This is a genomic window from Streptomonospora wellingtoniae (assembly GCF_031845375.1).
In the GTDB taxonomy this organism is placed as follows: Bacteria; Actinomycetota; Actinomycetes; order Streptosporangiales; family Streptosporangiaceae; genus Streptomonospora; species Streptomonospora wellingtoniae.
The window spans coordinates 385727-398917 of record NZ_JAVREK010000002.1 but is presented as its reverse complement, the minus strand read 5'-3'; the positions used below and the strand labels follow the sequence as shown (position 1 = coordinate 398917).

The window sequence follows — 13191 nt, the reverse complement described above, 5'->3', positions numbered from 1 at the left end:
CCACGGGCTGTGCGCGGCTCGCGCCGATGACGCTACCCGCGGCGGTCGGCGGCGGATGCCGCGCGATCACCCGCTCACCTGGTGGTCACTTCGAGCAACGCCGTGCGGAACGCCGACATTTCCTCGGGGGTGCCGACAGTGACGCGCAGCGTGTGCGGCGGCCCGACCTCGCGCACGAGCACGCCGCGTTCCAGCATGCCCCGCCACACCGCGGAGCGGTCGTCGAAATCACCGAAGAGCACGAAGTTGGCGTCGGATGCGGCCACGGCGAAGCCGTGCCCGCGCAGCCACTCCACCAGCGCGTCGCGCTCCTGGCGCAGCTGCTTGACCTGGCCCAGCAGCTCGTCGGCGAACTCCAGGGCGGTGGCGGCCACCACCTGGGTGATCTCGGAGAGGTGGTAGGGCAGGCGCACCAGCTGCAGCGCGTCAACGACGGCGGGGTGGGCGGCCAGGTAGCCCACGCGGGCTCCGGCCAGCGCGAAGGCCTTGGACATGGTGCGCGAGACGATCAGCCGGGGGTGCTCGCCGAGGAGGGTCAGCGCGCTGGGCGTGCCCTCGCGGCGGAACTCGGCGTAGGCCTCGTCCACGACGACCATGCCGGGCGCGGCCTCAGCCACCGCGGCGACCGTCTCCAGCGGCAGCGAGGCGCCCGTCGGGTTGTTGGGCGAGGTCAGGAACACCACGTCGGGCCGGTGGCGGCGCACGGCCTCGACGGCGGCGCCGGCGTCGAGGCCGAAGTCGGCGCCGGTGCGGTCGACGGGGACCCAGTCGGTGCAGGTGACCCGGGAGATGACGGGGTGCATCGAGTAGGAGGGCTCGAAGCCCATGGCGGTACGCCCGGGGCCGCCGAAAGCCTGCAGGATCTGCTGCAGGACCTCGTTGGACCCGTTGGCGGCCCACACGCGGCCCGGGTCGAGCCCGTGGCCGAGGTAGTCGGCCAGGGCCGCGCGCAGCCGGGTGGCGTCGCGGTCGGGATAGCGGTTGAGCCCCGCGGCGGCCTGCTCGACGTTGCGGGCCAGCGCCGCCGCCAGCTGGGGAGAGGGGGCGTAGGGGTTCTCGTTGGTGTTCAGCGCGACGGGGACTTCCAGCTGCGGCGCGCCGTAGGGGCTGCGTCCGCGCAGGTCGTCGCGGAGCGGCAGGTCCTCGACGCCGATCCGCTCCCGGTCGTCGCCGCCCGCGGGGCCGGCGGGGCTCACTGCTCCCCCTCCCGACCGGTGCCCACGCGCACGGCGACCGCCTCGCCGTGCGCCGGCAGGTCCTCGGCCTCGGCCAGCGCCTGCACGTGCTCAGCGGAGGCGGCCAGCGCGTCGCGCCCGTATTCGACGACGTGCACGCCGCGCAGAAACGTCTGCACGCTCAGCCCGGCGGTGTGCACGGCGCTGCCGCCGGTGGGCAGCACGTGGTTGGAGCCGGCCAGGTAGTCGCCCAGGGAGACCGGCGAGTAGCGGCCCACGAAGACGGCGCCGGCGTTGCGCACGGCGGCGGCGTGCCTGGCGGAGTCGGCGGTCATGACCTCCAGGTGCTCGGCGGCGTAGGCGTCGACGACGGCCAGACCGTGGGCTATGTCGTCGACGAGCACGATCCCCGACTGCGGTCCGCCCAGCGCCTCGGCGACGCGGTCGCTGTGGCGCGTGGCGGCCACCCGCGAGGCCAGCTCGGTCTCGACCTTGCCTGCCAGCTCCTCCGAAGGTGTGATCAGGACGGACGCGGCGACCACGTCGTGCTCTGCCTGGCTGACGAGGTCGGCGGCGACGAAGGCGGGGTCGGCGGTGTCGTCGGCCAGGACGGCGATCTCGGTGGGCCCGGCCTCGGCGTCGATGCCGACGACGCCCTTGAGCAGGCGCTTGGCGGCGGCCACCCAGATGTTGCCGGGGCCGGTGACCATGTCGGCGCGCTCGCACTCGCCGGCGCCGTAGGCGAACATGGCCACGGCCTGGGCTCCGCCGACGGCGTAGACCTCGTCGACGCCCAGTAGTGCGCAGGCTGCGAGGACCGCGGGGTGCGGCAGACCGCCGAACTCGGCCCGGGGCGGCGAGGTGACGCCCAGCGAGCCGACGCCGGCTTCCTGGGCCGGCACGACGTTCATCACGACACTGGAGGGGTAGACCGCCCGCCCGCCCGGCACGTAGAGGCCCACGCGGTTCACCGGGATCCAGCGCTCGGTGACGGTGCCGCCGGGCACCACGCGGGTGGTGGTGTCGGCGCGGCGCTGGTCGGCGTGGACCCGCCGGGTGCGCTCGATCGACTCCTCCAAGGCGGCTCTGACGCCCGGGTCCAGCCCCGCCAGCGCGGAGTCGAGCTCGGCGCGGGGGACGCGCACGCCGCTGAGCCGCACGCCGTCGAAGCGCTCGGTGAGCTCGACGAGCGCCTCGGTGCCGCGCAGGCGCACGTCCTCGCAGACGGGCCGGACCTTGTCCATCGCGGCCGAGACGTCGGTGTCGGCGCGCGGTAGCAGCTCCCGCGGGTCGCCGGCGCTTCCTCGGAGGTCGATTCGGGAGATCACGGCCTCATTCTAGGGGCCGCGGAGGCGCCGGCGGGCCCCGCTCGGGCGCCGACCGGTCCGCCCTCGGGGCCTGCGGAGCCGAATTGAGGAGAGCCTTGCCGAATAATGGGGTATTTAGCTTCGCCTAACTTCGGGACACCTAACCTAAATCACCTTGAGCAAGGCTTTCCTAAGTGTCCAGCGCAACGTCCGCATAAATCGACAAGCAAATTTCGGCGCGCTATTGTTAACGCATGAACGCGACGACACGGACTTCCGAGCACGGCCTTTCCAAGTTCCATCGCCTCCTCCTCGACCAGGTAGGACACGAATTCACCGCATCGCACCAGTACTTCGCGCTGGCGGCATGGTTCGACGACCGCGACCTTCCCGGGCTCGCCCGGGTCTTCTACCGGCAATCGCTGGAGGAGCGCGACCACGCCACCATGATGGTGCGGTATCTGATCGACAACGGCGTCTCCCCCGACATTCCGGGGGTCGGCGGAATCGAGACCGACTTCACCGCGCCGCGCGAACTCGTCGCTCTGGCACTGCGCCAGGAGCAGCGGGTGACCGAGCAGATCAAGCAGCTCGCCAAGGCGGCCCGCGACGAGCACGACTACACCGGTGAGCAGTTCCTCAACTGGTTCCTGCAGGAGCAGGTCGAGGAGGTCTCGACCATGTCGACTCTGCTGAACGTCGTCGACCGCGGAAACGGCAACATGTTCGACGTCGAGACCTGGGTCGACCGCGAGCTGTCGTCGACCGGTGACGCCGACGACGCACCCGACACCGCGGGCCCTTCGGTCAGCTGAGGCCCGCCGGCCGCCTCGGCCGCGCTCCGTACGTCCCGGTCGGCTGTGCGGCGCCCGGCCCGTGCCGGGATGGGCACCGCACAGTCGGGCATACTTGTGCAATGCCACACCGGTTGCCGCTCTTCCCGCTGAACAGCGTGCTGTTCCCGGGCGCGCGCCTGCCGCTACGGGTTTTCGAGGAGCGCTATCGCCGCCTCATGGGCGACGTGCTCGACGACCCCGGTGACGCCGTGTCGGGCACCTTCGGCGTCGTGGGGATCGAGCTGGGCCACGAGGTGGGCGAGGCTTCGGCCCAGCTCGCCCACGTGGGCTGCACGGCCGAGGTCCGAACGGCCCGCCGGCACGCCGACGGCACGTTCGACGTGGTGGTCGAGGGCGGATCGCGCTTCCGCGTCGACTCCGTCGAGAACTCCGGCCCCAAGGGCTATCTCCGCGCCGAGACCACATTCCTGCCCGACGAGGTCGGAGAGGGCGCCGACGACTACGCTGAGCGGGTCGGGCGCCTGTTCGGCGTCTACTGCGAGCGCCTGCGCGGCCTGGGCGTCGCCGCCGAACCGCCCCGGGACTTCCCCTCGGCCCCCCTGCCGCTGTCCTATACGGTCGCGGCGACCATGGTGGTCGATCAGGGCGACAAGCAGCGGCTGCTGGAGGCCGACCACGCCGCCCAGCGCCTGCAGACGGCCGCCGTCCTGCTGCGCCGGGAGAACCGCGTGCTGACCTCTCTGCCCGTCCTGCCGGCGGAGCACCTCCCCCAGCCCGAGGTCAGCCTGAACTGAGGCCGGAACGGTGTGCCGGTTCCGGTCTGCGCGCACGGGGGAACGCCCATCCGGGACGGCGGTCGGCACCGCCGCCCACGACAGATCGGAGGCCGCCTTGGGCGCCAAGCGGACTCCGGCGACGGCCGCGGCCGACCGCGCCGGCATCGACTTCCGGCTGCACTCCTATGACGCCACCGGGGACGGCTCCGGATCCTCCTACGGCGAGGATGCGGCCCGCGCCCTGGGCGTGGGCTCCGACCGCGTGTTCAAGACGCTGGTGGCGGAGGTCGACGGGCGCCTGACGGTGGGGGTGGTGCCGGTCGCGGGCGGTCTGGACCTGAAGGCGCTGGCGGCCGCCGCGGGCGGCAAGCGCGCGATCATGGCCCGGGTGCCCGACGCAGAGCGCGCCACCGGCTACGTGGTGGGCGGCATCAGCCCGCTGGGCCAGCGCAAGCGGCTGCGGACCGTCGTCGACTCCTCGGCCGCCGGCCACGACACCGTGTTCGTCTCAGCGGGCCGCCGCGGCCTGCAGATGGAGCTGTCCCCCGCCGACCTGGTACGTACCGCCGAGGCCACGTCCGCCCCCATCGCGGCCCCCTGACCGCACGGCCACCGCCCGGACTCCGCACCTGCGCCGCGCGGGCCGGGAGGCGGCGCGGCCCAAGCGCGGGCACCGGCCCCGTGCACCGCCGCGCCGCGCGCCCGCGGCCCCCATAGGGCACGGATCCGGGGCCGAGCGGGGCCCCGCGGCCTCTTTCCTCGGTGCCCCTTGCGACTTACGGTTGTCTCACCGAGATGAATAGAGCGGGGCGCGTGAAGGAGGCGCGATGGTCGCCGGGATCGTGTGGACCACGACGCTGGGCTACCTGGCAGTCGCCGCCTGCTACATCGTCACGCGACTGGCCTACGCGCGCATCCGCCGCCGCGGGCCGCAGCGCCCGCCCGTGGGCGCCGAAGACCTAGACCCCTTCGAGCTGGCCATGCTGGCCGGCGGCCGCCAGCGCATGGGCGAGGTCGCGCTGGCCGAGCTGTACCTGAGCGGGCGTGCGGTCGCCCGCGGACACGGGCTGGTCGCCCGGCCCCAGCATGCCGAGCAGCGACCCGACCGGCTCTCGTCGGCGCCCTTCACCCGCCTGCTGGACGCGCGGCTGGACTCCTCCCGTTCCCTGGCGGCCGACCAGCTCGTGCGGCTGGCCGCCCGGGCCGACCCGGCCACGGCCGTGCTGTGGCGGCTGCGCCGGCTGGGCCTGTTCCTCGCTCCCGACCGTCTGGCGCGGGTCGCGCTACTGCGCAGCGCCGCCTGGGGGCTGCACATGCTCGCCGGCGCGGCGGGCGTGCTCGCCGGCGGCGGCGTGGTGCTGTGGGCCGTGATCCCCGAGGGTGAGCGGTTCGACGCGGTCCCGCTGGTGTTCGCCGGGGTGCTGATCGCCTACCCGACGCTGGTCTACGTCAGCGGGCGGCTCCTGGGCGGCATGCCGGGCGCGGTCGCCGTGTCGGGCGCGGTCGCCGCCGCCGCGATCCCCGTCGTACCGGCGCCACGCGCCCCGTCGGCGCTGCTGGCGCTGCTGGCGGGCTGGTCGCTGCTGCAGTGCCTCTACCGGCTGACCGGCGGCAAGCTCGGCCCGCGCACCGCCGCCGGGGACACGCTGCTGGCCGAGGCACACGCGCTGCCCGAAGGCGACGACTCCACGCAGGCGGCGGTGCGGTCCACCGCCCTGCTCGGATTCCGCGCGCTTCGGCGCGGCCGGCGCCGGCGCCTGCGCGGCGGCCGGATGCCGGAGTGCGGGGAGCTCGCGGCGGTGTGCTCGTTCGCGTCGGCGTGCGGCAGCGGGGCATACCACTGCTGATCTTGTAGCCATCGTCACTGGAAATCGATTTCCTTCACGATAGCTACAAGATCAACGGCGCTCGGCGGAGTCCGCCGCGTCCTCCCCGTCGTCGGCGAAACGGCGCCGTGCAGGCAGGTCGCCGCGCCACAGGCTCACCGCGTCGAAGAGCGCGTACTGCAGCACCGCCACGAACGGCCAGGCCATCAGGGCGCTGAGTGCGTCCAGCCGCAATCCGGAGCGGATCACGGTGCCCGGGCTCGCGGACTCCACCGCCCGCTGGAACTCCGCGGCGTCGATGAGGGTGCCCGTCTGCCACGCGGCGAGGGAGCCCAGCAGCGATCCGGCCGCCATGCCCAGCAGGCACGCCATGCGCAGGTCGGTCGCGTCGCGCGCCGCAAGCCGGTACTGGAGGATGTAGACGGCGTAGCCGCACAGCAGGCCGGCCCCCATCATGATGAGCGCGAAGTAGCCGTCGACCGCGAACGCCGTCTCGGAGACGGGGAAGGGCAGGACGGCGCCGTCGCGCCCGACGGTGACCCGCGGACGCGGGGCCAACAGCCACCACAGCAGGCCCAGCGGCAACCCCAGCACGGCTGTGCAGCCCAGGACGGTACCGCCCACGGTGAGTCTCCGGCGGGTCATCGGCCGCCGCACCCCCTCGTCCGGTCGGGTCTGTTGCCTGATTCCGGTGCCACCGAACTCCGATGCTCCGACCCCCCGCTGACGGCCGAAGCCGCCCGCATTCCCCCGCCGCCCGTGCCCGGGTGGACGCCCGACGTCGGCCGGCGAGCGCACCATGCTCACGGCTTGACTGGAGTGGCACCGCTCAACCGTACGGGAGAAATGCGCCGACCTTCGCCAGGGCCTCGCGGCGGCCGCCCCGCTGCCGACCTCTCCACCGATGTCGGTGGGCGGCGTCGTCGCAGGGCGCGAAGACCCGCGGCGACACCCGTCACGCGGCTGTCATCGACCATCTCGGCCGCGTCCGGCCGACCGCGAGTTCCTCCCGCTGCCGGTACCGGTTTCCGGCGCCCTCAGGGACGGCTGCGCTCGTTCGGGAACGTGAGCGGGACCGGACTCGCCCGCGCCTGTCCCGCGCGGGGCTGGGGACCGCGGAGGTCGCCTGGGCCGCGGGCGCCCCACGTGCGCCGTCGCCGAACAGGTGGGTGAGCGTGCGGGCCGGGCGAGGCGGTGATCCGGCCGAACGGCACGACCGGAACGCGACCGCACGAGGGCGGGTACGGGGGCGCCCTCCGCGCGTCGTACGCGCGCGGCGCGGACCCGCACCCGGCCGGGACGGCGCCCCCGCGGCCGTCCCGCGCAGCGGGAGGCTCCCGGCGGCGCGGGGGCGCCGCCGGGAGTGCCGCCCCCTATCCCCTTGGACCGGGGCCGTCCCGATACAGCTCCTCGCCGCCGGGGTCGCCGACGTCCCCGGGCGCGTCGTCGCTGGAACCGTCGTCCTCGGCGAGGATGCGGTAGAGGCCCCGCTTGGTCTCGGACAGCAGCCGCTTGGCGCGCTCGGCCTGCTCGTCGGTCCCCGCCTGGGCGACCTGGGCGGCCGCGGCCGCCAGCTGGTAGGCCAGCGAGCTGATCTCGGCATACCGGGCCATGGCGTCCTCGTGCTGCTCAGAGACGGCCTCCCAGGGCGGGGTGAGGTCGGCGGCCTCGCGCTCGACGTACTCACGGCCCTCGTCGGTCAACTCGAACGGGCGGCGCCGGCCGTGGGCGTCCTCGGCCGGGCGCACCAGGCCCTCGTCCTCCAGCTGCTGCAGCATCGGATACACCGACCCCGAACTGGGGCGCCAGGCGTTCCCGCTGCGCTCGCGGCCATCGCGGATGATCTCGTAGCCGCTGCGCGGCTCCTCCGCCAGTAGCAGCAGGATTCCGGTGCGGACGTCGCCGCGGCGGGCCCGCGGCCCCCCGCGGCGCCGGTGCCCGCCCCCGCCGAAGGGCCCGCCGCTCCCGGGCGGGAACGGACCTCCGCCCCACGGCGCCCCGTGCGGCCCGGGAGGAGGTGGAGGCCCCGGAGGAACGGGCGGGACCGGTCCGCCCGGCCAGCCGCCGCGCGGTCCCTGCGCCCAGGCCGCCATCCGCTGCAGGCGTCCGCCGGGCCCCCCGTGGAAGCCGTGCGGACCGCGCCAGCCGTCGGCCCGGCGCGCCCCCGCCTCATCGGCGCGGTCGGCGGCGGTCTCGTCGCCGGGACCGCAGGCGCCGCGCCCGGGCATCCCCGCGCGCTGCCCCCACGACCACGGCATCGACATCGCAGTCATCGTGATACCCCCGTGGTAGTCGATACTTCTTTATCTGTCTCGATATATTAGGTCCTATCGAGATAGTTTTACGATATATCTATAACTCGCCTCCGTCAACGGCGATCGGCCCCGGGGCTGCCCGCATCGGCCGCGGAACTGTTCACCCGGTTATCCACGCGGTGATGCCCGCCGGTGGCACGGTGGGATACCGCCGGGCGCGCGATGCCCGGTGCCCACCGGACGCCCCGGCTCGGAAAGGACTCCCCCATGCCCCGCACCCGTCCCACGCTGCTCGCGCTCTCGGCGGCGCTGGCCTGCACGCTGGCCGCCGCACCCACCGCCCAAGCCGACCGCGGCGGCGGTCACGGCGCCCCCGACGGCGGCCGCGGCGGCACCGTGCGCTTCGCGACGTTCAACGCCTCGCTGAACAGGCCCTACCAGGGCACTCTGGTCGAGGACCTGTCGGACCCCGGCGACGAGCAGGCGCAGGCCGCCGCCGAAGTCGTCCAGCGCACCCGCCCCGACGTGCTGCTCGTCAACGAGTTCGACTACGACGAGCAGGGCCGCGCCGCCGCGCTGTTCCAGCGCAACTACCTCGCGCGCGCCCAGAACGGCGCCGAGCCCATCCGCTACCGGTACCGCTACACCGCACCCGTCAACACCGGCGTGGCCTCGGGGTTCGACCTGGACAACGACGGCCGGGCGGTCACCGAGCCGGGCGCTCCCGGCTACGCCGGCGACGCCTACGGTTTCGGCGCGTTCCCCGGCCAGTACGGGATGGTGGTCTACTCGCGCTATCCGATCGACCGCGGCGCCGTGCGCACGTTCCAGACCTTCCGCTGGGCCGACATGCCCGGCGCGCTGCTGCCCACCGACCCCGAGACCGGCGAGGACTACTACTCCGAGCAGGAGCGCGCGAAACTGCGGCTGTCCTCCAAGAGCCACTGGGACGTGCCCGTGCGCCTGGGCCGCGGGCGCCCCGTGCACCTGCTCGCCTCCCACCCCACGCCGCCGAGCTTCGACGGCCCGGAGAAGCGCAACGTCACCCGCAACCACGACGAGAACAGGTTCTTCGCCGACTACGTCTCGCCGCACCGCAGCGGCTACATCTACGACGACGAGGGGCGGCGCGGCGGCCTGCCCCCCGGTGCGCGGTTCGTGATCGCCGGCGACCTCAACGCCGACCCCGAGGACGGCGACGGCCACCCCCGCGCCGTCCTCCAGTTGCTGGAGTCGGACCGCGTCGAGGGCGGCGTGCGGCCCACCAGCGAGGGCGCGCCGCAGGCCGCACGAGAGCAGGGCGGCGCCAACGCAGAGCACACCGGCGACCCCGCCCTGGACACCGCCGACTTCGGCGAGCCGGAGCCGGGCAACCTGCGCGTGGACTACGTCCTGCCCTCCCGCGGGCTGCCGGTGGCCGACACCCGCGTGTTCTGGCCGGCCGAGGGCCGCCCCGGTGCCGAGGCCGCCGCGAAGGCGTCCGACCACCACCTGGTCTGGCTCGACGTCTGCTGCCGCTGACCTGCCGACCGCCGGGCGGGGCGCCTGCCGCCCGGCGGCATCCCCGCCGCGTGTAACGGTGCACGGGGCGGGTAGCCGCGCCGTCGAAGGCGTGCGGCCACCGCCGTCGGGGGTGAACCATGGACCGGTCCGCGAAGTCCGGGCAGGGGCAGGGCTTTGGGAAAGGCTCCGAGCAGGGCTCGGCGCTGTCGGAGTACCGGCGCAGGCGCGACTTCGACCGCACCGCCGAGCCCGAGGGCGGCGGTTTCGAGCGGCCGGACGGCGAAGGGCCGCTGTTCGTGGTCCAGCGCCACGTCGCCCGGCGCGAGCACTACGACCTGCGGCTGGAGGTCGACGGCGTACTCAAGTCCTGGGCCGTGCCCAAGGGCCCCTCGACCGACCCGCGCGACAAGCGCCTGGCCGTGCCCACCGAGGACCACCCGCTCGACTACGCCGAGTTCGAGGGCTCGATCCCCGCCGGCGACTACGGCGGCGGCACCGTGATCGTGTGGGACACCGGCACCTACGCCAACACCACCGCCAAGCAGGGGGAGCCCATGAGAATGGCCGAGGGTCTGGAGCACGGGCACGTCTCCTTCGAACTGCACGGCGAGAAGCTGGCCGGCCGCTTCGCGCTCAACCGGTTCCGTTCCGGCGAGGACGAAGACGGAGGGGAGGCGTGGCTGCTGGTCAAGGAGCGCGACTCCGGCGCCGACGCACGGCGCAACCCGGTCTCCACCCAGCCGCACTCGGTGCTCAGCGGCCGCGTGCTCGGCGAGGTCGCCGAGGAGGAGGGCCGCACCCTCAAGGGCCGCCCCCGCGACGGCGGGGAGGCGCGGTGAGCACCGCCGCGGTGCGGCCGCGGCACGGGAGGCGCCGCCCGGTCGAGATCGGCAAGCCCGACAAGGAGCTGTTCGGTGAGGGCGGTGTCACCAAGCGCGAGCTGGCCGACCACTACCGCGCCGTCGCTCCGGCGATGCTGCCCCACGTGCGCGACCGGCCCCTGGCGCTGCACCGCTTCCCCAACGGGATCTTCGCCGACGGCGGCGAGGGGTTCTTCCAGAAGCAGCTGCCCGCGCACGCCCCGGACTGGATCGGCGGGGTGGAGGTGCACCGCGGGCACGGCGGCGACATCACCATGGCGGTCTGCGACGACACCGCATGCCTGCTGTGGCTCGCCGACCAGGCGGTTATCACGCCGCACCCGTGGTTGAGCCGCACCGGCACGCTGGAGCACCCCGACCGCCTCATCGTCGACCTCGACCCGTCCGTGGACGACTTCGCCCTGGTGCGCGAGGCGGCCGCCGACGTCCGCGCGGCGATGCAGGAGACCGGGCTCGCCGTGTTCGTGATGACCACGGGCTCGCGCGGGCTGCATGTGGTCGCGCCGATCCGCCCCGAACTGCACTTCGATGAGGTGCGCGGGTTCGCCCGCCGCCTGGCCGACGCGGTCGCCGCGCGTCGCCCCGAGGCCTACACGACCGAGTTCCGCAAGGACAAGCGCCGCGGCCGGCTGTTCCTGGACGTGCTGCGCAACGCCTACGCCCAGCACGCGGTGGCGCCCTACGCCGTGCGCGCCCTGCCCGAGGCCCCGGTGGCCGTGCCGCTGGAGTGGGAGGAGCTGAACGGCGTCCCCTCCGCACGGCATTGGACGGTGCGCACACTGGGCGAGCGGCTGGGGCGGGCGGAGGCCGCAGGCGGCGACGCCTGGCACGGGATGGCGCGGCACGCCCGGTCGCCGCGCAAGGCGGCCGAACGGCTGGAGAAGCTGGAGCGGCGCTCGCGGTGAGCGCCGCCCCGATGCGCGGCTCGCGGCGCAGGCGCGGACGGCGGTCCCCCAGCCGGGGCGCCCGGGCCGGGGGCTCACACCTCGTCGAGCCCGAATCCGGTGAAGCGGATCAGATCGGACATGGTGAAGACCCCGTCCTCGCCCAGCGTCGGCCGCCAGCCGGGGTCGTTGCTGAGGTAGGAGGACGGGTCGGCGGCCAGCAGCCCGAGAAACACCTCGGCGACGATCCGGCCGCCCACCGGGCCCAGGTGCCGGCCGCCGGCCAGCAGCTCGGCCTCGCGCAGGATGTAGTACCACAGCGGCGCCCCGCGCCGGGGCGCGTCCAGCTCGGACTCGGGCAGCGGTCGCACGCCCATCGCGTAGGCCACCGCCTGCCCCGAGGGCAGACCCAGGCTCACGCCGCGCGTCAGGTTGCGCCGGGCCAGGGACGCGATGCCTTCAGCGGCCTCCGGCGGCAGCTCCATCAGCGGAGGAGCGAGGAAGGGGTCGATGGCCCGCGACGGCGCGGGCTCGCCGCCGTCCGCGCCCAGCGGGAAGAACCGGCGCCACTCCACCTGCCAGCTCGGCGGCAGCGCGCGGAACCCGCCCAGGTGGGTCAGCGGGTCGCTTTCGGAGATGGGCTCGGCGGTGAAGATGGGCAGGTCCGGCACCGTCGTGTTCAGCTTGTAGCGCGCCCGGACCATGGAGTGCGCGAAGCGGTAGGCCCCGACGGAGAACTCGACGGGCATGAACGGGTTGTTGCTCCAGCGGTAGTGGCGCAGGTGGGGCCGCTCGACCGAGCAGTGGGGTCCCGACGGCGGCAGGGTCCGGAGCACGTCCGCGAACGTCTCCTCGCCGACGACCCGCCGCAGGAAGTCGTGGATCACCACCCACTGGTAGTGCCAGCGCACGATGCGCTGGGCGGCGGCGAAGGCGCTCTCCTCGGGCGCCCGCACGTCCTCCCGCAACTCGGGCAGCCGCTCCGCGACCTTGTTGTGGAACAGCTGCATGGTCAGCTGCAGGTGGGTGACGAAGACGTTCTCGTCGTTGCGCGGATCGGGGATGACGGCCGTCCCCTGCGCGTTGCGCTGCAGGTCGAACAGGCCGTCGCGGCGGGCGATCAGGAAGCGGCCGACGTGGTCGTCGTCGTAGAGGTAGGGCTGGTCTCCGGGGCCGCGCCCGTAGACCGAGTCCAGGTCGAAGAACGGCGAGCGGAAGTTGGTCAGCGCGTCGGGATCGTTGCGGCGCACCTGCAGCGGCGACGGGTCGTGGGTGATGTCGTGGTCGATGAACTGGCCGAGGAACGTATAGCCCGCCGGCGCGTCCGGGTTGTCCATCCCCGGGTCGCCGGGGCTGCGTTCGACCATGCGCCCGGCCAGCTCGGTGATCTCGGGCTCGGTGAGCCGGAGAGCGGGCAGGCGGCGGAACATCCGCCCGAACCTGCCCTCGAACATCGGCGACTCGGGCACGTGGCCGAGCCCGCGCGGGGTGAGGCCGTGGCCGCTGCGCGGCGCCCGGTGCGGGAACCGGGGCTCCTCGGACGGGGCTGACGTTTCGGCGGTCGACTCCATGACGGCGTCCTCTTCTCGTGGCGCTCGACGTTGCGGACTGCTGCGGCGCGAGGACGGGAGGCCGCCGACCGGCGCGGGAGTCGCGGAACGGCCCCGGCGACGATGTGCCGAGGACGCGCGGAGCGCTCGGGCGGCCTTCGCGCGGCGTTTTCCCTCCACTGCACGATCGGCCGGTTCGGAGGCTGCGGCAATGCTGGTGGCCGACTACGGACAGTC

General features: G+C 74.1%; 12 protein-coding genes. 7 read left to right on the top strand and 5 right to left on the bottom strand.

The genetic code is table 11. The features are described from left to right. Positions 1 to 74: 74 nt before the first annotated feature. Both RM446_RS03555 and hisD read right to left on the bottom strand, forming a co-directional pair. The gene (locus RM446_RS03555; protein WP_311543628.1) at positions 75 to 1154 is read right to left on the bottom strand and encodes a histidinol-phosphate transaminase; all 1080 of its coding nucleotides are present in this window, start codon (positions 1152 to 1154) and stop codon (positions 75 to 77) included. 38 nt (positions 1155 to 1192) lie between these two features. Further along, positions 1193 to 2503, bottom strand: coding sequence for a histidinol dehydrogenase (gene hisD, locus RM446_RS03550; RefSeq protein ID WP_311543598.1), 1311 nt, complete (start codon positions 2501 to 2503; stop codon positions 1193 to 1195). 233 nt (positions 2504 to 2736) lie between these two features. Here hisD and RM446_RS03545 point away from each other — a divergent pair, with 233 nt between their 5' ends. The 4 genes from RM446_RS03545 (at position 2737) to RM446_RS03530 (ending at position 5902) form a co-directional block, all read left to right on the top strand. Beyond that, the gene (locus RM446_RS03545; protein WP_311543597.1) at positions 2737 to 3297 is read left to right on the top strand and encodes a ferritin; all 561 of its coding nucleotides are present in this window, start codon (positions 2737 to 2739) and stop codon (positions 3295 to 3297) included. Positions 3298 to 3398: 101 nt separating this feature from the next. Next, positions 3399 to 4073 carry an LON peptidase substrate-binding domain-containing protein gene (locus RM446_RS03540; RefSeq protein WP_311543596.1) on the top strand — a complete coding sequence of 225 codons (675 nt, stop codon included), beginning with the start codon at positions 3399 to 3401 and terminating at the stop codon, positions 4071 to 4073. A 97-nt stretch (positions 4074 to 4170) separates the two neighbouring features. Then, a complete protein-coding gene (gene ybaK, locus RM446_RS03535; RefSeq protein WP_311543595.1) occupies positions 4171 to 4656 on the top strand; it encodes a Cys-tRNA(Pro) deacylase in 486 nt (161 codons plus the stop codon). A 226-nt stretch (positions 4657 to 4882) separates the two neighbouring features. Next, a complete protein-coding gene (locus RM446_RS03530; RefSeq protein WP_311543594.1) occupies positions 4883 to 5902 on the top strand; it encodes a TIGR04222 domain-containing membrane protein in 1020 nt (339 codons plus the stop codon). Positions 5903 to 5953: 51 nt separating this feature from the next. On the opposite strand, the gene RM446_RS03525 is transcribed toward RM446_RS03530, so the two are convergent. Next, positions 5954 to 6526 carry a hypothetical protein gene (locus RM446_RS03525; protein WP_311543593.1) on the bottom strand — a complete coding sequence of 191 codons (573 nt, stop codon included), beginning with the start codon at positions 6524 to 6526 and terminating at the stop codon, positions 5954 to 5956. 728 nt (positions 6527 to 7254) lie between these two features. Next, complete coding sequence (locus tag RM446_RS03520; RefSeq protein ID WP_311543592.1) at positions 7255 to 8154, bottom strand: PadR family transcriptional regulator; 900 nt, start codon at positions 8152 to 8154, stop codon at positions 7255 to 7257. Between the two features lie 249 nt (positions 8155 to 8403). Between RM446_RS03520 and RM446_RS03515 the strand changes: the two genes are divergently transcribed. From RM446_RS03515 to ligD, 3 genes are all read left to right on the top strand, one after another. After that, the gene (locus RM446_RS03515; RefSeq protein ID WP_311543591.1) at positions 8404 to 9657 is read left to right on the top strand and encodes an endonuclease/exonuclease/phosphatase family protein; all 1254 of its coding nucleotides are present in this window, start codon (positions 8404 to 8406) and stop codon (positions 9655 to 9657) included. A 119-nt stretch (positions 9658 to 9776) separates the two neighbouring features. Continuing rightward, entirely contained in the window at positions 9777 to 10478 is a 702-nt protein-coding gene (locus tag RM446_RS03510; protein WP_311543590.1) for a DNA polymerase ligase N-terminal domain-containing protein, read from the top strand. Continuing rightward, positions 10475 to 11425, top strand: coding sequence for a non-homologous end-joining DNA ligase (gene ligD / locus RM446_RS03505; protein WP_311543589.1), 951 nt, complete (start codon positions 10475 to 10477; stop codon positions 11423 to 11425). Before RM446_RS03510 ends, ligD begins: the two co-directional genes overlap by 4 nt. 74 nt (positions 11426 to 11499) lie before the next feature. Here ligD and RM446_RS03500 read toward each other — a convergent pair whose 3' ends face one another. After that, a complete protein-coding gene (locus RM446_RS03500; RefSeq protein WP_311543588.1) occupies positions 11500 to 12975 on the bottom strand; it encodes a peroxidase family protein in 1476 nt (491 codons plus the stop codon). Positions 12976 to 13191: the final 216 nt, after the last annotated feature.